This is a genomic window from Hydrogenophaga palleronii, assembly GCF_031457455.1.
Taxonomy (GTDB): Bacteria; Pseudomonadota; Gammaproteobacteria; order Burkholderiales; family Burkholderiaceae_C; genus Hydrogenophaga; species Hydrogenophaga palleronii_A.
The window spans coordinates 874,774-900,126 of record NZ_JAVDWU010000001.1 but is presented as its reverse complement, the minus strand read 5'-3'; the positions used below and the strand labels follow the sequence as shown (position 1 = coordinate 900,126).

Below are 25,353 nucleotides of genomic sequence, written 5' to 3'. Positions count from 1 at the left end.
CGGCCATCACATCACCCGCGTTCTCTGTTCCTCAGGCTCCGCACGCGCCATGGCCGCCAGCGGTTGCAGCTCGCGGGCTTCGTCCCGCTGCGTCTGCCGGTCCACTGCAGCCAGTCGCTGCAGCGAATCGGTCTGCGGCGTGTTGGCCGCAGCCACCGCGTCGATCTCGCCTTCGCGGATGGTGTAACCGTCGTACTGCCCAAAGCGAATCACACCCGCCTCAGCCCTGAACAGGTTCACCTGCGTCATGCCGGCCTGCCGGGCCGCTGATGCCACTGCGCAGCAGGTGTTGCTCAGCCCCTGGTCCCACTTCAGTCCATGTTGACGGGCCACCTGCGCCACCTCTCGCTCACTGTCTGCCAGCAACTTGCGGCTTTGCGGGCTGAGCCCTTGACCCTCTGTGGCGCCTGAGGACAGACCGCTATGTGTTCGACCCGGTACCTCGATAGGGACAGACTGCCGGGTGGCTGGCGTTTCGATCCCGCTCTGATCACGCTGGCGCTCCATCGTTTGTTCATTGGCCGGACGCGTCGCCGGTACCTGCGGCACGCTCAGCCCTCTCTCGCGCAGTTCACCCTCGATCGCCGACCGATGGCCATTGGCCTCCCATTGCGCGTTGCGCAGTTTCTCCAGTGTGGTGTCGTGGTAGTGCCGCCCGATCAGGCCGCCCACCAGCGGCACGCTGGCCTCTTCCGGTCCACGGCGCTCCAGCGTCTCAATCTGTTGCCCACCCTGTTCGGCCTCGCGCGAGAAACGCTGCCAGGCACTGGCGAGCGCTTGGTCGTTGTAGGCGCCGTAGTCGGCCTGCGGCACGTGAGGCAGGCCACGGGGCTGCACCTGTTCGTGGACGGTGTCGCTGTAGGCCGCCTTGACCGCGCGGCTGGCGCCCATGCCTGCGTCCAGGCGCGCCTGGTAGGCATCGACCACGTCGCCTTTGTCCAGTCCATCGAAGCGCTGGCTCATCGCGGGCCAGGCCTGCTCGATGGCCTCGCGCCCCTGGAAGTAGGCGTTGTTGCGGTCGGCCTCGGTCTTGAAGGCTTCGCCTACCTTGTCGAGTTCGCCTTGCAGCCGTTGCCGTTCGGCCGCACTGGCGGCTTCGCTCAGTTCTTCGCGCAAGCCTTCAAGCTGGCGCAGCAGCCGGCCTTCTTTGGAGAAATGGTCGTAGCTGATGGCACCCAACTCGCGCCCCAGCGCACGGCTCCATTGCTGCACCCGTGAATCTTCATAGGCGTGCTCAGCCCCGACGGCAGCAGCCCCACCCACCACCACGGCACCCGCCGTGGTCCCCACGCCGGGTGCGACGAAGGTACCCGCAGCACCTCCGGCCACACCACCCACGACGGCCGAGGTGCCCGAGACCGTGGCACGCACGCCCATGTCGGTGGCGGCTTCTGCGCCGCGCACGTGCTGCTCGCGGGTGGAGCGCGCACCGTCCACCGCATCACGGAAATCGCCGTAGCCTTCATACAGGCCATAGGCCGTGCCGGCCACGCCCACACCCTTGAGCACCGTGCCTGCGCGGATCGGTGGACCGTCCCGCGTCGTCGTCACGTGGTCGCGTTGGCCCGGGGGCCCATCGCGCGCGGCTTCCATCTCGGTGGGGCGATGGGGTGCGTCGCGGGAAGTGGCATCGATTCGGTGCCGCTGGACTTGTTGATGCAGTTGGGCCACACCCTCTTCCACCCGGAGTTCGCTGCGTTGTGCCAGCAGGTTCGCGCTGGTCGGTGCGTTCACGCGGGCATTGGGCAAGCGTTCGGGCAGTGTGCGGTGCCATTCACGCTGGGCGACCAAGGCTTCATCCAGTTCCTTGAGACGCTCGGGCGTGAGCCGGGCTTCGCGAGCAGCTTCAAGCGCCTGACCGGGCGCCAAGGCCGGTGTGACACGTGAGTCGTAGTGCACCTGGCCTTCGCGATCGAATATCTGGATCGGAACGCCCGTTCTGGCTTGCACGTCGTCCAGCTGGCCGGGCAGGTTCTGGTAGATCTCGTTGCGCACGGATTCGGGAACGTATCTCCCATGGCCAAAACGTTCCAACGATCGAGAGAAACGCTGATCCACTCCCAGTTCACTCTCCAGCCGATGAGAAGCCAACGCGCGCACCTCCACCTCGTAGCCCTGGCGCTGTAGCTCCCGAATCAGGCGGGCTTTGGGCGTGGTCGTGTCGATGACGAGATGCTTGCGTTGCGACACCGCATCGACGCGCAGTTCATTGGCCCATCGGCTCGCATCGCTAAGGGTGTCGCCCGACCATGTGTAAGGATGCTGACGACGGAGGTGGTCGATATGGGGGTGATAGTCACGCAGTTCGTCCGGATCAATAGTGACAATGTTGCCGTCGAATTCGGCCCTGGCGGATCGAACCATTCCCCCTTTACCAGCGCCCGGCTGACCCGCAAGAATGATGGCCCGTGGCGTTTGGTTTCCCCCCTTGACACTGGTGTACTCACTATCTGCAAGTACTCTGTCTTCAAAAATACTGTTGTGCTGCGCCTTGGGTATTCGTGAGTGCTCGCTGGACATGATGAACCTCCCCTATTTCTTTTTCGCTCATCGGCCAAAGAAGGCGCCCAATTCATCCAGGCAGCGAGGAACGCTTCTTCGACAATTCGCCATCAACTTCCACTTCGCCTCAGCCTTGGCGACAAGCGCTGAATCGCCCGAGGCCTCAGCGGCTCTAAGTTCGCTGGCGGCCTCAGCCATGAAGTGACTCAGGCCATCCTCTAAACTCCAGATGGCCTTCTCGAACTCATCAGTGAGGCGTGTCTTGCTCATTCCGGGACTTCTGCTCACTCCATTGAGCGCATCCTGCAGGTCGGCAAGGATCTCCGGGTAGTCCTTCAGCTTTTCTTGCAGCAGTTGAGGCACGGGTGGGTGTTCGACGAGTTCGCTCATGAATTTTCCTTGGCGGTGGGTACAAAGAAGAAGTCTATTGATTTGAATAGGCCTACTGTCTGTCCGAAAAAGACTGCAAGCTCACGCAGACAGTCAGGAACGCAGCCTGCACAGTCGTCCATCAAACGCCACTTCGCCTCTGCCTTGGCTATGCGCTCCGGATCGCGCGCGCTTTCAGCAACCTTGAGCTCCTCTGCGGCTTCAGACGCGAGGCGATCCAATCTGCTTTCCAGTCGCCAAATGGCTGACTCAAACTGATCCGTCAGCAAGGTCTTGCTCATCTGCGGCGATCGTCCGACCTTGTTTAGTGTTTCTTGAAGCTGGGCGATCAGCTCGGGGTAGTCCTTCAGCTTCTCTTGCAGCAGCTGGGGAACAGGAGGGTGTTCGGTGATGTCGCTCATGGGTGCTCCTCGCCAATGCGTCGAAGTCGTGCCACACGGTGTACGTTCACGCCCGAACCTCGATCGACGAAAGACCTGAAAACTGCCCGGTGGTGTTGGCCCTGACATGGGACAAAGCACGATCGAACTCTCCCACAATGCCCCCCAGGCCAGTGTATTCGGGGGGAATGCGTCCAGAGCTTGTCGGTACACCGTTGCCGAGCTGCTCCGTAGCGGCTGGCGACGGTGTTTCCTGCGGTGACCTGGGTTGCATGTGCATCACACTGTCTGGGGGCAATCCTGTCTCAGCGGCAGCCGGGGAGCCCATGGGCGGCGCGATTCCGGTGGTGCGCCGGTTGTCCATTTGCAGCAGCGGGGGCACCACGCGCGGCTCCAGGCGGCGCTTGAAATCGGCCTCCTTGAAGTAGCGAATCTTTTGGGACATCACCGGTTGTGCCATGCCTTCCACGATGAGGATCTGCTTGTCGTCACCCAGTGCCTTGAGTTCCTGCGGCAGCATCAAGGCGCGGCGCTCTTCGCTCTCGCTGCGTGTGTAGCTCGACTCACGGGAGCGGCTGCGGCTGACGCTGCTTTTGCGCACACTGGTGTAGCCCAGCATCTCGCTGTATTCGTTGGCGTCCTGCTGTTCGCGTGGCGCAAAGATGATGCGCAGCGCGTGATTGGTCAGCAGCGTGCGTGCCACTTCGCGGCCGTAGGTTGACTCGAGTTGCGAAAGACTTTGCACGATGGGCATCAGTCGCAGGTTGTAGCCGGCCATGAAGCTGACCGCATTGGCAATGATGTCCACCCGGCCAATGCTGGTGAACTCATCCATCAGCAGCAGGCACTGATGTTTCAATTCCGGGTTGGCCTGTGGGAGCTCCCGTGTGTTCTGGTTGATCAACTGGCTGAAGAACAGGTTGAGGATCAGCCGGCTTTCGGCCAGCTTGTTTGGCTGAATCACCACGTAGATGCTCATGCGCCGTTTGCGCACCTCACGCAGGTCAAAATCATTGGCTGCGGTGGCGGCGTCAACCACCGGGTTCAGCCAGGGATTCAGTGGCTCTTTGAAGGTGCCCATGATGCTGGCAAAGGTTTCGTCGGCCTGGCTCAGCAGCGTATTGAATGCGGTTTTCGCTGGCTGGCTCAGCAGCGACCAGCTCGCCAGTTCCTTGAGGTACGTTTTGAAGTCCTGCCCTGCCCGGCCAGATGCCAGCCGGTACAGACTTCCCATGGTGGGAGCTGCCATGGGGGTATCGGACTTGAACCGTTTCGACAGGTAGCTCGCCTGCTCAAAGGCGTACAAGGCAAATGCCATGAAGGCGTTTTGCGCCTGGTTGGCCCAGAAGGGGTCCTTGTGCAGATTGACCGTGGGATACAACATGGCGGCGATGCTTTGCAGGTCGCTGATCCGGAAGTTGGGGTCTGGCGACACATAGCCCAGCGGATTCCAGCGGTGGGTGCGAAAGTCTTCTGCAAAGGGATTGAACAGATAGACAGACTGGCCGTACCTGGCCCGAAAGCCGCTGGTCAGGTCGAAGTTTTCCTGTTTGATGTCGAGCACCACCACCGATCCCTGGTAACTCAGGAGGTTCGGAATCACAATGCCCACGCCCTTGCCCGACCGGGTGGGCGCGGCCACCATGGCAAATTGTTGACCGTTGAAGTACAGGAACTTGCCGTCCTTTTTGCCCACCACCAGCGCCGTGTCCTCGGCCTTGAGCATGTTCTTGCCGCGCAGGTCAGCCAAGGTCGCGAATCGCGCATCGCCGTACAGGTTCGGCCGCCGGTGCAGCACCGCTGCCAATGCCAGGGCCGCGCCAACCAGCAGCGGGAACCCGAACCCCAGCAGCCCACTGGACCGGATGGTTGAACCGTGCAAGGGGTGGTCCGCATGCGCCAGCCAATACGCCCCATAGCTGGTCAAGGCCACCTGGTGCAACGGCATGTCGAGCCGCCAGAACAGCAGCAGGCCGCTCAGGTAGGCCCCACAGACCGCCGAGGCGAGAAGCAGCCCAGCCAGGAACCACCATTTCGCCTTGCTCATGGATGGCCTCCCCTGTCATCGGGTGCCCCGGGGCATGCAGCCCCCACTTCAGACAACCGGTCGCAGGTCATTGCACTTGGTACTGCTGCAGTTGCCATTGCGCAAGACGGAAGCGACAGGCCTCATTGGCCGACTGGAACAGCGGCGCCTGAAAGCCTTGCTCACGCACGTAGGCAAGGCAGCGGTTATCGCGGTATCGCAGCCACGAGCGGTGGCTGGCATCGAGGTTGACGGCATAGCGTTGGGCGTACACGCGCCCGCGTACGCGGGCCAGAGCGGGACGCTGGGCCTGCTTGTGCTCCACCAATGCGGCCTGCAGGGCGCGGTCGGTGGTCAGACGCAAGCGACGGCATTCGCTCAGCGTCGGCGTAGGCCCGGCGCAGGCCTGCTGGGCTTCGGGCGACGCCGACGCCGATGCCGATGCCAGCCGATCCCCCTCCTCCATGAGCCCTGGCAGTGACAGCTGCCGGACCCACCGACCCGCCTGGGGCGAGTAGCAATGCTCCTGTCGGATCACCCGGGCGTCTGCGACCTCTTGTGTGATCGTCAGGCACCCAGGGTTGGTGACCTCGATCAGGCCGATATTGGAAAGTGCTTCTACCAGTTCGAACTTCCCAGACCCTTCGTCAAATTGGTAGAGGCTACCGACCACGGGCTCGTCACCCTCACCTCTGCGGTTCGGGACCAGGAAGTCTGGCAGGCCGTCGCCGTTGGCATCCACGACGGTCAACCACTGGGCAGGATCGAGCTCAGACATGGACATGCCGAAATCATGCGCGATGCTCTGCACTTCGGTTTCGCCTTGGGTCACCACAATGAACCCGACACCCACCGAACCGCTTTCTGTATCCGGGCCGTCGCCTGCCACAAACTGGAATCGGTAGGCCTCGGCGCCGGACTCGGCCTCCGATTGCACCACGGCCAGCTCGGGCGCTGCCGGACGGGGCAACAGGGCGCAGCCGGTCATCCACAGCACCATGCCCACAGCGCAGGTGCGTCGAATAGGGTTCCACACGTTCATTTTTCTTTCCTCCTGATGTGTAAAAAATGCGCTGTCGATGGCTGTGTCAGACCATCGCCAGCTTGCGAGCCGGATCAAAATCAATGCCGGTGATGTAGCGGCGGCCGGCATGGGCCTGTATGTGCACCACGATGTCGATGGTCAGCATCAGCAGGCGCTTGATCTCGTTGAACCCCAGCCCTGCCCCTTCGGGTGATGCCTTGACCATCAGGGCCATCTGGTCCCAGGTCTGGGTGGTGCTGCCGGCATGGCAACTGGTGATGGAGCCCGGATGACCCGACGCGCAATTGCGGATGTAGTAGAACGACTCATCGCCACGAATTTCGGCCAGGATGATGCGGTCCGGTTTCATCCGCAGGCAGGCTTCCATGCAACCTTTGGAGGTGACATTGGCGGTCCCCTGCCCCCCGCGCGAATAGATGAGGTGCACGGCGTTGGGCTGATCAATGAACAGTTCGCGCGCGTCTTCGATGGTGATCAAGCGTTCATGGGCGGGAATGTGCGTGACCAGCGACTTCATGAACGTGGTCTTGCCACTGCCGGTGGCGCCTGACACCACGATGTTTTTCTTGTAGAGCACGGCCTTGCTGAAGAAGCCATGAAAGTCGCCTGCCTTTTGCAGCGCCAGCAGTTCCCGGTCCAGCTCGGTGACCTCGCCATTGCATTCCAGAATGTGCGAGAAAAAGCCGTCCGCCTGGTACTGATCAAGCGTTTTCACATAGCGTGAAGGCAACCGGATGGTGATGGACACCGTGTCTGCAGGCACTGCCGGTGGCAGCACAAACTGCGCCCGCTGCCCGGTCGGGAAGGTCAGTGAAACCACCGGATCGGTGTGGGTGATGCGCTGGCCGGTCTTGCTCTCATTGACCACCGTGGTGCAGAACTGTCTGGCGCGGTCGTAGGTCAGCCCCGGCACCTTCACTGTTTGCCAACCTGCCTGCGTTTCAAGATACAGCTCACCGGGTCGGTTGATGCAGATCTCCGTCACCTCGGGATCGTTCAGGTACGCCGTGATGCCCAGCACGTGGTACTGGTATTCCAGAAACTCGGTCGAGATGTCGGCAACCGGTTCTGCGGGAATGTCGTGAGGCGTCATGAAAGAGGCAGTCGGGCTATGGCGTGGCGGGTGGTGGGGTTGGACAGCAACGTGGCCGGCACCTGCAGCTCGCAGGCGCCGGCCGGTCGCTGGGTCGCCGCGATCAGCGCATCACAGAAGAGAAATCCACATCTCGCGCAGCAAAAATGTTCACGATCGTGCCGTTGAGCACCGTGACCGTGGCCTTGCGGTTGGCCGAGCGGGACAACATTTCGGTGGCTGCGCGCTTGGTGGTCGTGGCCGTGTGCGATTCCCAGGGGTCTACCCGGGTGGACGCCACCCGACCATCGCTGTCGTATTGGGTGGTCTCTCTGCCTCGTATGTCGTTTCGGTCGGCAAACTTCTGTGCGCCAGCGTCGATGGTGTCGGCCAGCAGACTCACCAACAAAGCGGCACCAATGCGCTCCCCCCAGTGCCCGTCGTAGATGCCCGGTACACCTGCGCCCCCCAGCGAGTCGGTCCCTGCGCTGTCGATGCGCACGTCCAGGCCGGTGGTGGTGAGAATGCGGGTCCAGACGATGCCGATGCGGTCAAAGTGCTCGTCCACGTACTTGTATTCGCCGGTGACCTTGGACCCCTTGTCGACCAGCAACCGTCGACCGTTCACAGAATAGATGGGCTCGGTCACGATGCAGGAGGTCATGCCAGGGTGGGTGGACACGACCTTGGTCTCCAGTGCACACCGAATGAACGTCCCGCGCGTGAGGGTGAAGTCGGCATTGGCCAGTTGCTGCACGGCGCCGCGCTTCACCGATGAGAACTCGTCCTGGAAGAACGGACTCTTGTTGCCCTGCCCTTGTTGCGCGGCAACCAGGTTGTCCTGGTTGGCCATGCGGCGCTCCAGGAGGTCGTCTCGCGGTTCCGGCACAGGCGGCAAGGGTGCGGCTGGCACCGGCAATGCAGCGGCAGCCTTCGCAGGCGGTGGGGGTGGAGGCGCGGGTCTGAATTCAGGCTTCTTGGGCACCTCCACTTCTTCGAAGGTGACGCGTTTCTTCTTGTCGTCGGCTGAGAACGCGCTGCTGGTGATCCACAGGGTGGCACCGATCACGGCGAGCGAGACCAGTACCACGTAGGCCACAGCCATCTTGTTCACGCCGCGGGACAAACCGGATGAAAGTCGCGGCATGTTGTCGTTGAAGACGGCCCGCTGTCCGTCCGCCGTTGGGAATTGTTCGTTCATCACGGGTTCCTCCTCAAGCCGACGATGTCGGCACCCAGGCGCAGCACCAGATAGGGATACACGCCGTGCACCACCACCACGCCATTTTCTGTTTTGGTGTTCACCAGAAACTCTTCGCCGTTGCGCTCATTGCGACCAAAGAACGCAGGCACATTGGCCATGGCAGGCAGATGCACAAACGTGAACTGCTGGTTGTCGTACACGCGGGTGGGAACGATGGTCGAGTCTTCGCGCACCGCCGCGTAGTCGTACTTCAGGTGGTAGGTGGACTGGGAATTCAGCGGTGCGGCCGTGGGTGACAGCACCTGGTTGAGGGCCGACTGGGAACTCTGTGCATCCGGAGGCGCTTCGTTGCCATAAACAAATCGCACCTTGTACTGCACGCCAGCGCGCTTGGCATCTTCAATGGATCGCCACTTGGTGGCCGTGACCACCAGCTCGATCAGGTACGACCGCATGTTGGTGCGAATGAACATGTTGGTGTCGACGTCCACGTTTTTGGGTCGAACAAAGAACACGTTGTCTTTTCGCACCAGCTCCCAGCCATCACTAAAACCCGTGCCGAAACTGCTCACCTGCTCCTGCGGACTGATCTCGATCTGCGTGGCAATGCCCAGCCCCGTGTTCACGCGCACCACCTGATCGGGCTGGTACATCACAGTGCGCACCTCCTGCGCGATGGCGGCATTCGCCCAAAGGCTCACGCCCAACCACACGCTCGCCAAGCCTGGCCACCATCGTGATCTGTTCATTCCATTCACTCCCTGAAATCAAAATTCATTGGCAACATCCATGGCCTCATGCCCATGGGTATCACCGTCTAGAGGCCGCTGTGTTCACGCTCGATACGTTTTTCATTGAGTGGTCGGCGTGGACGGCGCACCCGGCAGGCCGACAGCAGGCTCTTCTTGTTTGGCGGTGGCAGGAACGGTGGTCGCGGCTGCATCTGCACCACGGAAGCTAATGCCTTCGCCTTCTTCCAGCAGAGGAATGCCTCCCTCCATTTCCTGCGACTTGAACACCGGCGCGTTGAACTCGTCGTCGACCCGGAAAGCCGTCACCTGAAACCCCAGTGGGTTGCGCAGCCGCAAGCTGTCGCTCATGCGCAGGTTGGTCTTGTATTCGTAGTTCATCGTGCCCACGTGACTGCTGAGGTACTCGCTGCGGCCACTCGCCTTGTCGAACTTCCATTTTTCAAACCGAACCGTCGCGCCCACCGGTGGCTTGCGCCGTTCTTCGTCCATGCCATGGAACACGATGCTGTTGACCTTGACCCGGATGGCAGCGTTGCGCCCCCAGCGCTTTTCCGGGCTTTGGGCGCTGCCGTCGAACTGTTTGACGAACAGGTGCTTCACCTGATCGTTCGACATCGAGGCGACAAACTCCCAGTCGTGCTCGTTGATGGTGTCCCAGTCGTAACCCTCACGGGCCTGAACAAAGCGCGCCACGTAGCTGCGGTTGAGCGCCTCACTGGCATAAATACCGGAATACGCCACGTCGTCGCGCAGGTGGGTGACCGTGCTGGTGCTGCGCTTCAGATCCACGGTCACCAGGTACGGCACCTTTTCCTTCAGGGGCAGCATGTAGGCGATGGCCGCCACCAGGCACACGGTCACGGCCATGGAACAGAACGTGACGATCCAGGCCAGCCGCTCGCTGCGCCGGACCTGAAAAATGGTGTTGCTCTCGAAGTCGATCGACTTCTTGAGGATGTCTTGCGAGGCTTCTGAAATCTCGCGCTTGAAGAGAGCCATGGGTGAGGCGTTCCGGGTTCGGTTTTTGATTCGACAGGCAGACTGAAGATCGGGTGGAGCGGCCGGTCCTCAGGGCAGGCGCGTGACACGCAGATCACGATTGGCCAGTACCTGCACTCGCAAGCGCTGAGGGCTGTAGGTGCGACGCACCACGGTCAGGGCGCGCTGCAGGTTGTTGTCAGCCGCCTGCTCCAGCGCCGACACCAGGGTCAGATCGCTGGGGTACTGCCAGTCAAGCGTTCCACCGTATTCCTTGGCCCAGCGCTCCAGCAAACCCCGCAAGCTGGTGTCTGTGGGAAGCAACTGGAAACGGTGCATGGCCATCTCTTCCTTCAGCGGAATCTCCGTGGGGGTGTCAGCCAGAACGTTCACCGGCTTCCAGTTGTCACCAAAGTCTTCGGCCATGGGCGGCGTCGTGGCGCAGGCTTGCATGAGCAGAACCCCCACCATCAAGGGCAATGCGCGTCGCAAGGTGGGTAGAAGATAGGGATGCGATGTCATAAGGGAAGATGTTCTGTTCTGAGTAGACGTGGGGCTGCGACCGGATCAGTCACGACCGGACGCCTTCCGTGTTTCGTTGGTCCCATGGCACCTGTGGGCGCGTGGCCGTCTCACTTTGTGCAGATGGCGTAGGTGTGGCGCCGGGCGGGGGCGTGCGGTGCACTGAGGTGTCAGGGTTCTCTGGTCTCGACGCGCTACCTCCGCCACCGTCTGTGTTCGCCGCGCCGTTGTGATTCGCTGCGTTGCTAGACGAAGCGGCAGCCGGTGTCACGTGCTCGTTGGCCGCACCCGACACGCCCAGGTGGCCACCGCGCCCATTCCAGTTGCCCTGCCCGTTTTGATGGGTGTTGGCGGTGTCGAAATCCCTGAACTCTGTGGAGCGAGACTGAACTTCGTTGATCTGCTCCACTCTTGAAACACTGGAATGTTCAGAAGCCAGCCCTCTGGTGCCTGGGGCTGCGCCCACAGATGCGGTTGAATCTCCGCCAGTGAGGTGACCGGTGGTCCTTGAGACTTGCTGCCCACCGATACCCGTGCTTCCGTCACCGGAGGGGCCGTTTGCTGGTGCAGGCAAGCCGGGCGGAGGCGTCAGATACCCACTCCCACCCTGCGCACCCTGGCCTGCACCTGAACCCCCCGCACCACCATAGGCCATCCCCGGGATGCCGGTACCTCCCCCAGCCATGCGACCCGCCATGGCACCACCCATCATTCCACCCATGGCGCCAGTGGCAAACCCGACGCCGGCGTTGAAGAACTGCATGACCATGGGCGGCACTGAAATGATGATGGCGCTCATCAGGGTTCCCAGCGTGGCCATGCGCATTGCGCTGCCGGAGATGTCAAAGGACGCTATTGAACCGAGGCCCTCACTGCCGTTTGCGTAATAGGCGGCCAGCACAGATGCGCCATAAATCGCCGACATGCGCAGCGCAATACCGGACACCACGGCAAGCGCCGCGAGCGACACAAACGTACCCAACAGGAACTTGGCCCACGACCAGAACAGCGACGACGTCTGCTGGAACAGCAAGAAAAAGATGAACAGCGGCGCCAACATGATGGCGAATGTGATGGCAATTTCAGCCAGCAGTGCCAACACGGTGGTGATCATGGCCGGGCCGCTCTGCCCCAGCAAACCGGCCGTCGTGGTCAGGCTGTTGCCCGAGGCGCCTGCCTGCTGGCCACCTGCGAGGTTGTTGATGACCTGATTGATCACCTGCGCCAGGCCCAGGTTGATGTCGATCATGCGGTAGACGTTGGTGTCTTCTCCGACCACGGCCGTTGTCACCAGTCGCTGAAAATCAAGGACCGTGTCTGCAATCGCGGGCGACTGTCTGGCCACCAAGCTGACCAGTGAAAGCACGAACACGAGCTTTGCGGTCTTGAAAAGGAGCCCTACAAACGGCTGCCGGTTGGTGCCCGAGATCACCATGAAACCCTGGTAGAGCACCCACAGCGTCACGATTGTTGTGGACAACATGCCCAGGGCCGTGCCCAGCCGCGCAGCGGCCGCATCGCGGTAGGTGCCAATCAGCATGTCCTGGATCAGGTACTCACGAACCGTGCAAAAGAACACCGCATCGGTCAGCGTGGCGACGTACTCTGGCGCGACCAACATCAACAAGGTCGCCACGGCCTGTAACAATATGCCGTCGTCGCAGTTCATCGGGAGCCTCCCAATTGCGTGGCTTGGGCGCTTCGGGCGAACTGAAACAGCCCATGATGAGCACTAGGATGTGAGTTCATAGCCGCGCTACCGCATGAGAGCAGGCACGAACGGCACTGCGCCCAGGCTTCTTGACCCAGGCCTGCGCGTATCGGAAACACGCCTCGCTTCTGCCATCTGCATTTCGTACATCTTTTCGCGCTGCTTGTAGCCGTACATCAAAACTTGCAGTTGCATTGCATCATTTTGAATTTGAGCTTGCAGCCCCTGGAGTTCGAAATGGTGGCGCTGCAATGGTCCTGACTCTTCCGCGACCCCACGTCCGGTTTGAATCAATTGGCCAATCTGTGTTCGTCTTTGCTGAATGACACGAAGCAGACTCTCGCTTTGCTCAAGAGTTTTCAAGCGCAAATTCCGCAAGCCTTGGCAAGCAAAATAATGTTTCTCATTAAGCTGCCTGTCGCCGCAGTCCTCTTCGGTTGTGATGAATCGGGTACGCTCAGCCAATTCAATAGTTGCAAAATCTGAACTCAGCTCAGCCTGCTCTTCAAAATCAGCCAAAGAAGGCTGTGTAGTAGATCGAACGTTATTAATTTTGACCAGCTCTTCGTACACTCTGTTATCAAAAACGGCCCACTGTGCAAAACACGACTGACAGAAGGTTAGGCTCAAGGAAAGAATTGCGTACTTCATGAAAATGCTCTAGACAAACTGACGATTGTCGCGCTCAGCACTTGGTGAAGGTGCCACCCAGAGAGATCCGGCAATGTGATAAGTATCGGTACTGCTCATGTAGCCAAAAGAAACTCGAAGCAGTTCTCCGTTTTGTCGCCACGTCATGGTTTCAGGAACGTCATTGTCAGGAAGTCTGCCAACCGTATTGATCACATCCTGCCTATCCATTCCCGGTTGCAAAGCGTCGTGCGCAGGCCTAAGGCTTCTTCCACTTTGTGAAGAGCCCTCATCGCCCCCGCTCCCTCCACCGCAAGCAACCAGCGCCAACGCAGTCGTGCCTCCCAATGCCCAGCGCGCGAAGGTGCGACGATTCAGCGCCTGCTCTTCGGTTTGGATCTGATTTTTCCTGTCGGCTTGCATAACTTTTCCTCCTGATTGAGTGGTGTGAAAAACGGGTTTCAGTCGCGCCTTAGCACAAGCGCATAGCTTGAGCCGGCCCGCAAGGTTTTGATCGTTGGTCCACTGGACCGGTGTTGCGCACAAGGCGCAACACCGTCCGTGAACTCTTCCTCCCTGGCGCGTGACAAACTGACATATTTATTCATGGGTTGGCCGGAACACGCATCTGGCCAATGATTCAATTCGATAACAGCATTCACCACAAAAACTCCGGTCGCATGTGCGCTTCACAAACCGCGCGCGCCTTGTTCAGTTCCAAAGTGTCAACCGAATCACGCAAGTGTTCGGGCAGCAGATGGCGGTATGGCGCATGATCCGCATCCAACGCCAGCGCCAATAGCCGAACGGATCGATCGTGTTCCATCGCAACATCGTCAAATGCGTCTCCCGACCCCCAATGGCTGGCCCCCTGAAGAGCGGCGAGACGGGCCGCAATGCAATAGTGGTACACGCCTTGATGGGCTGTGTTGATAGGTGGCGCCTTCGCATCGACCATGGCGCGCGGATAGCTGTACTGCACCTCCAGTACCCGTTCGTTTTGGCGGGTCACTTGCACAACAGCCTGATCAGCCAATGAGTTATCCGGCGATTTCAACCAGTCCGCGAGATGGAATCGTATTTGGCCCTGGTTGTCCCATTCCGGCCAGCGGGCAGGCGCACGCCCGGTGAGCTCAAAAGGTGCCTTGAGATCAACGACGGCTCCCTGTTGTGCGGGTTCGGGCGGGCTCGCGCAAGCGCCCAGCAGTGAAATGGCCAGCAGCAGCGTGGGCGCTGCGATGGAGGGGCGAATGCCACTCGCTATCGTTGAGATGAACCTGCTCAGTCCAAACCGACGGAAATGCTTCGCAGCTCGAAATGGCATGTGGCAGAAGTACCTCATCGGCGGTGCTCACAATCGCTGATTCCGTTGCTCCCGTTGGGGTCGCCCTTTTTCTCCAATGCCTCCATCGGACCTCCGGACCCTTGCCAGGTGCCTTCCGTGGATGACCGGGGGCAGGTTTGCGTGAACGAAGGAATCCACTGGCTGTTCTGCGGATAGCAGTTGGGAATCCAGGCCCAGGTGCCGGCAGACGGCACCACGGAAATCCAGCAATGCAGGGGGTATCCGATGCGGCAGAACGAAAAAACGTCTTGCTCATACGGGAGGTTGGAATTGAAGTGGGCCCCGCCTGTCTCACCGTGCGCGTCGACGCCGTCGCACCGCGATGACTGGGCCGCACAATGACCGGCGCTCAACGCCAAGGCTGCGCACAACATCCAATGTCTGGAATTCATATTTTCTAGGGCCTCCCTGAGCGGTGTGTTTGATATGGCGGTGAACGATGTCTTCAGCTCAGCCAGCGACCGCCGCAGTGGCGGACTGAGGCCGGGCATGTCGCAGGAACTCGTGGTTGTTGGCCATGAAGGTTTCGCGCTGGGTGCGCAGGCCTTTTCGGCGGGCGTGAAATTCGGGCAGCCAGGCATCGGGGTTGTCCGGTTCGGGGTGGTGGCGCAGCAGATCGTTCAGGATTTCCACGTTGTCGCTGGAACCTGAGAGCACGGCCAGTTCGTCGTCCATGCCATTGAGGTTGAGCTGGCAGAGCACGGCGTTGTGGCCCTGCTTGACCAGAAAGCAGCGGCTGCGCTCGTCCAGGCCGACCACCAACTCAAACTCGGCGCGCGTGAGCTTGAGTCCGTCCAGGTAGTCCTTGGGATCGGCATTGGGGTTGGGCAGCAGGATGAGTGTGGCGGTCTGCTCGATGAGCGAGGCGGAAATGTCGCTGTTGAGCGCGTCCTGCGGACTCTGGGTGGCAAAGATACCCAGGCCGTTCTGTTTGCGGATCGTCTTTTGTTTGTTCTTGGCGAACTCCTTCAGCCCGCCCTTGCCTTCCAGCACTTTCCAGAATTCATCCATCACATAGATGAACGGACGCCCGTCGATGAGGCTTTCCATGCGGTGCAGCAGGTACTGGATGATGGGCTCGCGCGTGCGGGCGTCTTCGATGACTTCGGTGTAGTCGAAACCAACGAGGTTGGCGCCACCAAACTCGATCGCATCTCGCGGGTTGTCGAAGACCCAGGCGGCCGGGCCGCCCTGGCACCAGAGAGAGAGGCAGTCGTACAGGCTGTTCTCGCCGTGATTGGTCAGGCTCTTGCGCAGGTTGGTCATGGTGCGCAGATGGCGCGGTGTGTCCAGCATGGCGCGCACGGCACGGATGAGGTCTTCGGACTCGGAGGCGCTGTACCTTTCTTTGCCACACAGCGTTTGCAGCAGTTCGACCAGAAACTGCTCGTTCTCTGGCCTGTTGTCGCACTGCAAAGGATTGAAGCCGGTGGGCTGCCCTTTCTCCAGCGTGAAGTAACGTCCCCCGCAGGCCTGGATGAAGATCTGTGCGCCTTTGTCTTTGTCGAAGAAAAAGATGGTGGGTTCTGGGTCAAGCTTCTGGACCTGGCTGAGCAGAAAGTTGATCAGCGCGGTTTTACCGGTACCGGACTTACCGATGACCATGGTGTTGGCGATTGCCTTTTCGCCCAGCGAATACTCGTTGGGTTTGGTCGCGTGGAAATTGAAGTGGTAGGCTTGATTGTTGAGCGTCTGCAGGATGCTGACTGAGGGGCCCCATGGGTTGAAATTGGGCTTGCCGGTGGCAAAGTTGTGGAGCGGGCTCAGGCCCAGGAAATTGAGCGAACTGAGGTTGGCCAGCCTGGGGCGGAAGCGCCAGTTGCAGGGCAGTTGCGCGTAGTACGCAGCGGCCACGGCCACGTCTTCTTTGGTGGTGACGAAGCTTGCGCCAGAGAGCTGTGCACGTGCCTGCGCCACGCTGGTGTACAGCTCTTCCTGGCTGGCCGCAAAGATCACCATGTTGAAGTGGTACTGGCCCAGCACAAAGTTGCCGGAGGCCAGTTGATCCATGGCGTAGTCCAGTTCTACGATCTGACTCACGGCCTTGTCTTCAGAAGACAGCATGGCCCCCTTGGTGCGCTCCAGTGCCTTCATGGAGTCATAGCGGCTCATGGGTGTGAACGAGTGCGTGATCACGTACTCGAATTCGAGGTACTTCAGGCTGTTCAGAATGCCTGGCCAGGTGCTGTCGGCGTATTCCTTGATGTTGAGGATGGCGCCGTAATGGTTGTCGCCATTGCTGGTGCGCACAGCAAAGTCGCCGCTGCCGGTGGAGAACATGTGGCGGCTGGTCGGCAGATAGTGATGGATGGGCGCGTTGAGCACCGGCACCGGTTCGTCCACATGGTTGACGAGGTAGCCAAAGAACTCGAGGTTCTCGGAGAACACCTGCTTCTGAGCACTTTCATACAGGCCCAGGCGGTAAGGCGAATAGTCTTTGAGCAAGGCCTCGCAGTTGCCCGCGAGTTCGTAGATTTTTTCCAGCGACACTTTTTCCTGGTGGCGCAGTTCTTCGATGTCTCTGGAAAGCGCAGCGAAGCGTTTGCCGCTGACCACGGGCCGGTAGATCATGGTTAGGTACAGCTCGTTCTGCATCAGGCGCTGGGTGGACAGGCGCTGGATGTAGCGGTCGTGCAGTTCCTGGTTGAAGCGCTGGCGAAACCGTGCGCCCGCCTTCAGTGGCCTGCGGCGGCGCACATCGTGCGCCCAGAAGGCGACGTTTTCAAAGTCGGGGGCGCGCAGGCTCTGCAACAGGTTGTTGAAGGTCTTGTGCCGGTGCTCAAGCTCCCAGTCTTCCCTGCCCACAAAAGGGAATCCGCTGAGCAACCAAGTGATCAGGTAGTCGCCTTCACGCGTTTTCACCACGTGCGTGTCCACGTGCGTGCTGAACGGAATGAAGTTGCTGAAGTTGGCGTCGGGAGAAAGCAGAGACATGGCAAGAGCCCGGGCTGTGGATCACTGAAGAGGCGGGTTCAGCACTGGTCGTATCCGCGCATGCGGGCGGCCCGTTTGCGGTAGGCCACAGGGCCAAACACCCAGGCGTTGTGGTAAGCCGCGTGGTTTCGCGGTAGAAAGCGAAACACCAGATTCAGCCCAATCAAGCGGAAGATCATTTCGTCCTTCTTGGTCATCAGTCGCATGATCAAAATGGAGAACGGGATCACCAGCAGCAAGTACAGCGAGATGTACATGGCAAGAATCAGCGGTCCGCCCGCGCCGACCAGGAAGGGGATGTAGGGCACCCCGAGGATGGTCGCGGGGCGCGTGCAGCCGCGAAAAAGCGTGTCTTTGTGCATGGGGAAATTGGGCTGACTGCGCAGGAATAGCTGACTGGTCAGCAGGTCGCGATCGAGGAGCCCACGAACCAAGTGGCGATGGTGGCTGCACCGCCAATCAGCAAGCCACCGATCAGAATGGGTGCGACGTCGGAAAGTCGCTTGTGAGCGAAAGCAATCTGATAACCCGCGAAGATGATGGCGACGGTGACCACGCCGATCGAGACAGCCCCCAACAACCTGACGACGCTCTGCATGAAACCATCGACGTTCTGGCAAGCCGCAGTAAATCCAGGAGGAGGTGCTTGCTGTGCCAGCGCCTCGGGCATGAAGCCCACAAGACAAAGGCCGACAATCATCATGAGGGCCACGTTCCATTCGATGCGGTTGCGGTTTGCGCTGGGGTGCATGGGGGTACTTCCTTGAGTTGTCAAAAAACGAATGACCTGTCGGCGACTTCCGATGGGTCGGGTTGAGGTTGGGCGCCGCTGCCGGCCCGAATGCTGGCAGCGGGGTTTTCAGGCTTCCCTGAAGACTCGGTGGAGTGGAGAAGGCTGCCGCCCTTGAGCGCCGCCATGGAAGATCCGGAGGTCGACGCAGTTGCTGTGCGTCCACGGGTAGAAGGAACATCGATGGCAGCGTGAGGATCTGGCAGCGGCAGTTGCTCGCCGGGGGTCGTCGGCGACGGCGGAATCACGCGGGTCTGGTAGGGGTTACCGTTGACACCAACAACCTGGAGCGGAATGTGCGCAAGACTGTTTGGGGCCTGGCCCATGCTGGCTGGCATCACTGCCCCAGGCCCCGGCACGGGAATCGCTGGCCGGCTCTCGGCGGTCTCTGCCTGGAACCCGACGCCACGAGCGAGCGCCATGGCCTTGGCGGTCACATCCAACGGGGTGTGAGGCAGAAATTTCCGCACCGCATAGGGCTCCGGGTAGGGCGCGCTGAGGTCGACGGGCGGTACAACAGAAGGCGTTCCCAGCGGCAGATCTTCCTGGCGAGCCAAGCGCCGTGGCTGGTTGTTGTACGGGATGACGCGAAGACCCGCTGAGTCAGAGGCGCGCGCCTGCACCTTGCGCATGGACGCATAGATTTTCTGGACGTAGCCGTGCTTGAAACCGGTGGAAAAATTGCCGGAGTAGTAGCAGCTGAGCGCTTTGCCCCAGTCCTGAGCGCGGTCGTAGCATTCGCGCAGGATGCGCGATCCGGCCAGCAGGTTCGCGCAGACATCAAATGCCTCTGCGTAGGTTTTCAAACCGTAGGGCGCCAGGTTGTAGCGATTGACCTGCGCAATGCCGACAGAAAAGTTGTAGCCCTCTTGTCGGAGCATTTGCACCGCTGCCAGCGCTTCTTCGATGTTGCGCGGCTGACGGGCCAGATACCCGCCCACCACGCCAATGGCAAACGGGTGGCGAGAAGACTCCACTTGCACCACGTGCTGCATGACTTCTCGGGGGACGGCCAGATCGGGGCAATCGAACATGTGGTGCCTGCAGGCCACCTCAGCAATGACACATCCACCCAAGCGGGTGAGCGTGTTTTGTGTGCGCCCTGGCGGGCACGGGTGCAGATAGCCGACGCCTTGAGCGCGTGACCGATGGACGATCACATACACGCGCGCCAAACCCCGCTGCACCGGATTGCTGTGGAACCCCCTCCCCTTGCTCTGTTTAAATCTGGGCGGGAGTATAGCTACTTAGGTAGTAGTTATTTTTTCACCACCCTGTCAATGTTGACAGGGTAGGCCTACTTTTTATGGCCTATTGCTTCTTTTGAATTCATCTTTCGCAGACTGACGAGCAGGCAAAGGAAGATGAAAACGGACGTGCTGCACCTTGAACACATGGCGTTCAACCTGGTGCAGCGCCAATGGTGAATCAACCTTTTCCGGTCGGTCGACCAGATCAGGGACAGATCGATCTGGTCAGAATGGATTCGCCTTGATCGCCATTGACCCGTAAACGCTCAACGACCGCCCAAGCCCATACCCCTAGAGATCACCTCCTTCATGATCTCGTTGGTACCACCGTAGATGCGCTGCACCCGCGCGTCGGCGTAGGCGCGGGTGATGGGGTATTCCCACATGTAGCCGTAGCCGCCGAAGAGCTGCACGCATTCGTCCATCACCTTGCACTGCAGGTCTGAGCACCAGTACTTGGCCATGCTGGCGGTGGCGGTGTCCAGCTTGTTCACGTTGACGAGTTCGCAGCACTTGTCCACAAACACGCGGGCCACCTGCACTTCGGTCTGCATTTCGGCCAGCTTGTAGCGGGTGTTCTGGAATGCCGCCACGGTCTGGCCAAACACTTTGCGGTCTTTCACGTAGGTCACGGTCCAGTCGATCGCGGCCTGGGCGGCGGACACGGCGCCAATGGCGATCTGCAGGCGCTCCCAGGGCAGTTGTTCCATGAGGCAGATGAAGCCGCGGTTTTCCATGGCTGGGCCGCCCAGTAGCTGACTGGCGTCGAGCTTCACGTTGTCGAAGAACAGTTCGCTGGTGTCCTGCGCCTTCAATCCCAGCTTCTTCAGGCGCTTGCCTTTTTCAAAGCCGGGCATGCCTCGCTCCACCAGGAACAGGCTGGTGCCTTTGGCGCCGGCGTCGGGCCGGGTCTTGGCCACCACGATCACCAGGTCGGCATGCCAGCCGTTGGTGATGAAGGTCTTGCTGCCGTTGAGCAGATAGCTGCCGTCGGCCTGCTTGATGGCGGTGGACTTGACGCCTTGCAGGTCGCTGCCGGCGGCGGGCTCGCTCATGGCAATGGCACCCACCATGGCCCCGCTGGCCAGCAGCGGCAGGTATTTCTGCTTCTGTGCCTCAGTGCCGTAATGCAGGATGTACGGCGCCACGATTTCACTGTGCAAGCCGTAGCCGATGCCGCTGAAGCCGCCACGCGCGAGCTCTTCCATCTGCACCACCGAATACAGCTTGTCGGCCTCCGAACCGCCGTAGGCCTCCGGCATGGTCATGCAGAGAAAGCCGTTGTCGCCGGCCTTGTTCCACACCGCGCGGTCCACGTAGCCCTGCTCTTCCCATGCCTCGTGGTGCGGGGCAATTTCTTTCTCCATGAAGCGGCGAAAGCTGTCGCGAAAGGCTTCGTGCTCGGGGGTGAACAGGGTGCGGTCGATCATGGTGTCACCTATCAGACTGTGGCTGTGGATTTATACAAAGCAAATGCTTGGCAAAAGTCTATACTGATTCGCCTGCACGGGCCACCAGTGGCATCCCCAGAACGTTCCCCAGGAGACACCCACCATGAGCGAAGCCTTCGTTTACGACGCCATCCGCACGCCGCGCGGCAAGGGCAAAAAGGACGGCAGCCTGCACGAGGTCAAGCCGGTCAACCTGCTGTCAGGCTTGCTGAGCGAACTGCAGCGCCGCAATGATCTGGACACGGCCGCCGTGGACGATGTGGTGATGGGTGTGGTGTCGCCCATTGGCGAACAGGGCTCGGTGTTGCCCAAGGTGGCCGCGCTCAAGGCGGGCTGGGACTGGCGTTGTTCCGGCGTACAGCTCAACCGGTTCTGCGCATCGGGCCTGGAGGCGGTGAACATGGCCGCCATGAAGGTGAAGAGCGGCTGGGAAGACCTGGTGGTGGCGGGCGGTGTGGAGAGCATGAGCCGGGTGCCCATTGGCTCAGACGGTGGTGCCTGGGCACAAGACCCGGAAACCAACAGCGCCACACTGTTTGTGCCGCAAGGCATCGGCGCAGACCTGATCGCCACGCTCAACGGCTTCACTCGTGCTGATGTGGACGCCTTCGCGCTGGAATCGCAGAAGCGCGCCACCGCTGCTCGGGCTGCCGGCCACTTTGACCGTTCGGTTGTGGTCGTGAAAGACGCGCTGGGCCAGACCATTCTGGCGCAGGACGAATTCATCAAGCCCGGCACCACGATGGAAGGTCTGGGAGGCCTCAAGCCAGCATTTGAACAACTGGGCGCCATGGGTTTTGACGCCGTGGCCTTGCAGCGCTACCCGCAGGTGGAGCGCATCCACCATGTGCATCACGCGGGCAACTCGTCCGGCATTGTGGACGGTGCGGCGGCCATGCTGATCGGCAGCGAAGCCGCCGGCAAACAACACGGTTTCACGCCGCGCGCCCGCATTGTGGCTGTGGCGCTATCAGGTGCAGACCCGACCATCATGCTCACCGGCCCCATGCCTGCCGCGCGCAAGGCCTTGGCCAAGGCAGGCCTGAGCATCGACCAGATCGACCTGTTCGAGGTGAACGAAGCATTTGCCGCAGTGCCCATGAAATTCATGCAGGAAATGGGCGTGCCGCACGAGAAGGTGAACGTGAATGGCGGTGCCATTGCCATGGGGCACCCGCTGGGTGCGACTGGCGCGATGATCCTGAATACGTTGATAGATGAACTGCACCGAACTGGGAAGCGGTGCGGGTTGGCTACGCTCTGCGTCGGCGGCGGCATGGGCATTGCAACGATTGTTGAACGCGTTTGAGAGAAAGCGGAGAACAGAAACATGATCACCCAAACCATCCGCTACGAACTCGCCAACGGCATTGCCACCATCACCTTTGACGAACAGGGCTCGCCCGTCAACACCATGTGCCTGCAGTGGCAGGACGATCTCGACGCCGTCGCCGCGCAAGTGGTCAAGGACCGCGAGCAGATCAAGGGCATCGTGCTGGCATCGGCCAAGAGCACCTTCTTCGCCGGTGCCGACCTCAAGGGCGTGATGCGCTCCACCGCTGCAGACGGGCCGCGCGTGTTCACCGAAATCGAGCGCATCAAACGCAACTTCCGCACCCTGGAAACGCAGGGTGTACCGGTGGTGAGCTGCCTCAATGGTGCGGCGCTGGGCGGCGGCTGGGAGGTGGCACTGGTGGGGCATCACCGCATCGCGGTGAACAACCCCAAGATCCAGTTTGGTCTGCCGGAAATCACGCTGGGCCTGATTCCGGGCGGGGGCGGCATCACCAAGATGACGCGCCTGCTGGGCTTGATGGCGGCGCAACCTTACATTCTTGAGAGCAAGCTGTTCGGCCCTGAAGAGGCATTGAAGATGGGTGTGGTTCACGAGCTGGTGGCCAGCACCGAAGAGCTGATGCCCAAGGCCCTGGCGTTCATCGAAGCCGCACAAGGCAAGCCCGAGGCCTGCCAGCATGTGTGGGATCGCAAGGACTACAAGATGCCAGGCGGCACGCCGAGCAACCCGAAGATTGCCGGCATGCTGAGCGTGGCGCCAGCGATGCTGAAGCAGAAAACGCGGGGCCTCTACCCTGCCCCGGAGGCCGCGTTGGCGGCCATGGTGGAGGGTGCGATGGTGGACTTCGACACCGCCATGCGCGTCGAGAGCCGCTACCTGGCCGGGCTGATGATCAGCCCTGTGGCGAAGAACATGATCAACACGTTCTTCTTCAACATGAACGCCATCAAGGGCGGGCAGTCACGCCCGAAAGATGTGCCGCGCTACCAGCCGAAGAAGGTAGGTATTCTGGGAGCGGGCATGATGGGCGCCGGTATTGCCTATGCGCAGGCCACCCGCGGCATCGCCACGGTGCTCAAGGATGTGAGCACAGAAGCTGCCGACAAAGGCAAGACCTACACCACCAAGCTCACGCAGAAGCGCGTAGGCAAAGGCCAGATGACGCCTGAAAAGCAGGCGGGCATTCTGAGCCTCATCACGCCGACCGCAAGCCCCACAGACCTCAAAGGCTGCGAACTGATCATTGAGGCGGTGTTCGAGCAACGCGAGCTCAAAGCCAAGGTGGCGCAGGAAGCCGAGCCCATGCTTGCTGAAGGCGGCTTTTTTGCCAGCAACACATCCACCCTCCCCATCTCGGGTCTGGCGCAGGCAAGCAGCCAGCCGCAGAAATTCGTCGGCATCCACTTCTTCAGTCCAGTGGACAAGATGAAGTTGGTGGAGATCATTCGAGGCAAGCAGACCGACGACGAAACCATTGCCCGGGCCTACGACTATGTGCAGGCGCTGGGCAAGCTGCCCATCGTGGTGAACGATTCGCGCGGCTTCTACACCAGCCGCACTTTTGGCACGTTCGTGATGGAAGGGGCTGCCATGCTGGGTGAAGGCATTCCAGCGCCGGTGATCGAAAACTGCGCCATGCAGGTGGGCATGCCGGTGGGGCCGCTTGCGGTACTGGACGAGACCGCCCTCTCGCTGTCGGTGCACGTGCTGGAGCAAACCCGCATCGACTTTCAGAGAGAAGACAAGCAATACGTCGCCACACCTGGAGAAACGCTGGTGGAGCAAATGGTCAAGCAACACAACCGACCCGGGCGTGCGGGCGGTGGCGGCTTCTACGACTACCCGCAAGGCCAGAAGAAGGTGCTCTGGCCTGAGCTCAAGAAATTGTTTGAAAAGCCTGATCAAGCCTACGACTTGCAGGACATCAAGGACCGCATCCTCTACCGTCAGGCCGTGGAAACGGCGCGTTGCCTGGCTGAAGGCGTGCTCACGAGCGTGCACGACGGGAACATTGGCTCCATATTCGGCATCGGCTTTCCGGCCTGGACAGGCGGCGCCTTGCAGTTCATCTACGGCATGGGCGTGGATGCATTCGAGCAGCGATGCGCTGCACTGGCTGCAAAATACGGCAGCGGCTTCGTTCTCAGCGACGTGGTCAAGGCTGCGATTCGCCAGCACCAGCCCGTGTACTGAGCTTCGTCCATCTGGCGACCCAGGGCTACTTCACCTCACCAGCGGCCGGCGGCTGTTCAGCCCGCCGGCTTTTTCTCGTCAATTCTTCATCGACAACATGAAACGACTCAACAACAAGATCAGCATCATCACTGGCGCCGCCCAGGGCATTGGCCTGGCCACCGCGCACAAGTTCGCCCGCGAAGGCGCCACGGTCATCGTTTGCGACGTGAAGCAGGCGGCGGTGGATGCGGCGGTGGCGCAATGCGAGGCCGAAGGTGCAACTGCCGTGGGCTTCGTGATGGACGTGACGCAGCGCGAGATGGTGGATGCCGTGGTTGCCCAGGTAAAGGAGCGTTTCGGCCGCATCAATGTGCTGGTCAACAATGCCGGCATCACCCAGGACGCGCGGCTGCAGAAGATGACGCTGGAGCAGTTCGACAAGGTGATCGACGTGAACCTGCGGGGCGTGTTCCACTGCGCACAGGCGGTGGCCGACATCATGACGGCCCAGGGCAGCGGCGTGATCCTCAACGCGAGTTCGGTGGTGGGCATCTACGGCAACTTTGGCCAGACCAACTATGCCGCCAGCAAGTTTGGCGTGATCGGCTTCACCAAGACCTGGAGCCGTGAACTGGGCCCCAAGGGCGTTCGTGTGAACGCAGTGGCCCCGGGATTCATCAGCACGCCCATCCTGAACACCATTCCTGAAAAAGTGATCCAGGAAATGGAGCATCGCGTGCCCTTGCGCCGTCTGGGTCAACCAGAAGAAATCGCCAACGTTTACGCCTTTCTGGCCAGCGACGAAGCCAGCTACATCAACGGTGCGGTGATTGAAGTCTCTGGCGGCATGTCGGTCTGAAGTGTTACGTCCCGCCATGCTGTGCAGGCCCTGTTCGAAG

22 protein-coding genes are annotated in these 25,353 nt (G+C 60.7%); 3 read left to right on the top strand and 19 right to left on the bottom strand.

Annotated elements, in window-relative coordinates; genetic code table 11:
- Positions 1 to 6 precede the first annotated feature (6 nt).
- From J2W49_RS04205 to J2W49_RS04115, 19 genes are all read right to left on the bottom strand, one after another.
- Positions 7 to 2,520, bottom strand: a complete 2,514-nt coding sequence (locus tag J2W49_RS04205; protein WP_310311847.1) for a zeta toxin family protein — start codon at positions 2,518 to 2,520, stop codon at positions 7 to 9.
- 27 nt (positions 2,521 to 2,547) lie between these two features.
- Positions 2,548 to 2,892 (bottom strand): hypothetical protein, encoded by a 345-nt coding sequence (locus tag J2W49_RS04200; RefSeq protein WP_310311845.1) that lies wholly within the window; start codon positions 2,890 to 2,892, stop codon positions 2,548 to 2,550.
- The gene (locus J2W49_RS04195; RefSeq protein WP_310311843.1) at positions 2,889 to 3,293 is read right to left on the bottom strand and encodes a hypothetical protein; all 405 of its coding nucleotides are present in this window, start codon (positions 3,291 to 3,293) and stop codon (positions 2,889 to 2,891) included. Before J2W49_RS04195 ends, J2W49_RS04200 begins: the two co-directional genes overlap by 4 nt.
- 46 nt (positions 3,294 to 3,339) lie before the next feature.
- The gene (locus tag J2W49_RS04190) at positions 3,340 to 5,319 is read right to left on the bottom strand and encodes a type IV secretory system conjugative DNA transfer family protein (RefSeq protein WP_310311840.1); all 1,980 of its coding nucleotides are present in this window, start codon (positions 5,317 to 5,319) and stop codon (positions 3,340 to 3,342) included.
- A 67-nt stretch (positions 5,320 to 5,386) separates the two neighbouring features.
- On the bottom strand, positions 5,387 to 6,340 hold the full coding sequence (locus J2W49_RS04185; protein ID WP_310311837.1) for a lysozyme inhibitor LprI family protein: 954 nt from the start codon (positions 6,338 to 6,340) through the stop codon (positions 5,387 to 5,389).
- 46 nt (positions 6,341 to 6,386) lie between these two features.
- Positions 6,387 to 7,436, bottom strand: a complete 1,050-nt coding sequence (gene virB11, locus J2W49_RS04180) for a P-type DNA transfer ATPase VirB11 (protein ID WP_310311834.1) — start codon at positions 7,434 to 7,436, stop codon at positions 6,387 to 6,389.
- Between the two features lie 103 nt (positions 7,437 to 7,539).
- Complete coding sequence (locus tag J2W49_RS04175; protein ID WP_310311833.1) at positions 7,540 to 8,616, bottom strand: TrbI/VirB10 family protein; 1,077 nt, start codon at positions 8,614 to 8,616, stop codon at positions 7,540 to 7,542.
- Complete coding sequence (locus J2W49_RS04170) at positions 8,616 to 9,368, bottom strand: TrbG/VirB9 family P-type conjugative transfer protein (RefSeq protein ID WP_310311831.1); 753 nt, start codon at positions 9,366 to 9,368, stop codon at positions 8,616 to 8,618. Before J2W49_RS04170 ends, J2W49_RS04175 begins: the two co-directional genes overlap by 1 nt.
- 102 nt (positions 9,369 to 9,470) lie before the next feature.
- A complete protein-coding gene (locus J2W49_RS04165) occupies positions 9,471 to 10,370 on the bottom strand; it encodes a VirB8 family type IV secretion system protein (RefSeq protein ID WP_310311829.1) in 900 nt (299 codons plus the stop codon).
- A 69-nt stretch (positions 10,371 to 10,439) separates the two neighbouring features.
- Positions 10,440 to 10,871, bottom strand: coding sequence for a hypothetical protein (locus tag J2W49_RS04160; RefSeq protein ID WP_310311827.1), 432 nt, complete (start codon positions 10,869 to 10,871; stop codon positions 10,440 to 10,442).
- A 49-nt stretch (positions 10,872 to 10,920) separates the two neighbouring features.
- Positions 10,921 to 12,540, bottom strand: coding sequence for a TrbL/VirB6 family protein (locus tag J2W49_RS04155; RefSeq protein ID WP_310311825.1), 1,620 nt, complete (start codon positions 12,538 to 12,540; stop codon positions 10,921 to 10,923).
- A gap of 87 nt (positions 12,541 to 12,627) precedes the next feature.
- Positions 12,628 to 13,233, bottom strand: a complete 606-nt coding sequence (locus J2W49_RS04150) for a hypothetical protein (protein WP_310311823.1) — start codon at positions 13,231 to 13,233, stop codon at positions 12,628 to 12,630.
- Positions 13,234 to 13,242: 9 nt separating this feature from the next.
- Positions 13,243 to 13,635, bottom strand: coding sequence for a hypothetical protein (locus J2W49_RS04145; protein WP_310311821.1), 393 nt, complete (start codon positions 13,633 to 13,635; stop codon positions 13,243 to 13,245).
- A 235-nt stretch (positions 13,636 to 13,870) separates the two neighbouring features.
- The gene (locus J2W49_RS04140) at positions 13,871 to 14,536 is read right to left on the bottom strand and encodes a hypothetical protein (RefSeq protein ID WP_310311819.1); all 666 of its coding nucleotides are present in this window, start codon (positions 14,534 to 14,536) and stop codon (positions 13,871 to 13,873) included.
- A gap of 471 nt (positions 14,537 to 15,007) precedes the next feature.
- Entirely contained in the window at positions 15,008 to 17,491 is a 2,484-nt protein-coding gene (locus tag J2W49_RS04135; protein WP_310311817.1) for a VirB4 family type IV secretion/conjugal transfer ATPase, read from the bottom strand.
- Positions 17,492 to 17,529: 38 nt separating this feature from the next.
- Positions 17,530 to 17,853, bottom strand: coding sequence for a VirB3 family type IV secretion system protein (locus tag J2W49_RS04130; protein ID WP_310311815.1), 324 nt, complete (start codon positions 17,851 to 17,853; stop codon positions 17,530 to 17,532).
- Positions 17,854 to 17,891: 38 nt separating this feature from the next.
- On the bottom strand, positions 17,892 to 18,242 hold the full coding sequence (locus J2W49_RS04125; RefSeq protein ID WP_310311814.1) for a TrbC/VirB2 family protein: 351 nt from the start codon (positions 18,240 to 18,242) through the stop codon (positions 17,892 to 17,894).
- Between the two features lie 20 nt (positions 18,243 to 18,262).
- Positions 18,263 to 19,315, bottom strand: a complete 1,053-nt coding sequence (locus tag J2W49_RS04120; RefSeq protein ID WP_310311812.1) for a lytic transglycosylase domain-containing protein — start codon at positions 19,313 to 19,315, stop codon at positions 18,263 to 18,265.
- 482 nt (positions 19,316 to 19,797) lie between these two features.
- Positions 19,798 to 20,961 (bottom strand): acyl-CoA dehydrogenase family protein, encoded by a 1,164-nt coding sequence (locus J2W49_RS04115; protein WP_310311810.1) that lies wholly within the window; start codon positions 20,959 to 20,961, stop codon positions 19,798 to 19,800.
- Positions 20,962 to 21,085: 124 nt separating this feature from the next.
- Between J2W49_RS04115 and J2W49_RS04110 the strand changes: the two genes are divergently transcribed.
- The 3 genes from J2W49_RS04110 (at position 21,086) to fabG (ending at position 25,313) form a co-directional block, all read left to right on the top strand.
- Complete coding sequence (locus tag J2W49_RS04110) at positions 21,086 to 22,291, top strand: acetyl-CoA C-acetyltransferase (protein ID WP_310311808.1); 1,206 nt, start codon at positions 21,086 to 21,088, stop codon at positions 22,289 to 22,291.
- A gap of 21 nt (positions 22,292 to 22,312) precedes the next feature.
- Positions 22,313 to 24,472, top strand: a complete 2,160-nt coding sequence (locus J2W49_RS04105) for a 3-hydroxyacyl-CoA dehydrogenase NAD-binding domain-containing protein (RefSeq protein WP_310311806.1) — start codon at positions 22,313 to 22,315, stop codon at positions 24,470 to 24,472.
- Between the two features lie 97 nt (positions 24,473 to 24,569).
- Positions 24,570 to 25,313: a 3-oxoacyl-ACP reductase FabG gene (gene fabG, locus J2W49_RS04100; protein ID WP_310311804.1), complete on the top strand. Its 744-nt coding sequence runs from the start codon at positions 24,570 to 24,572 to the stop codon at positions 25,311 to 25,313.
- Positions 25,314 to 25,353: the final 40 nt, after the last annotated feature.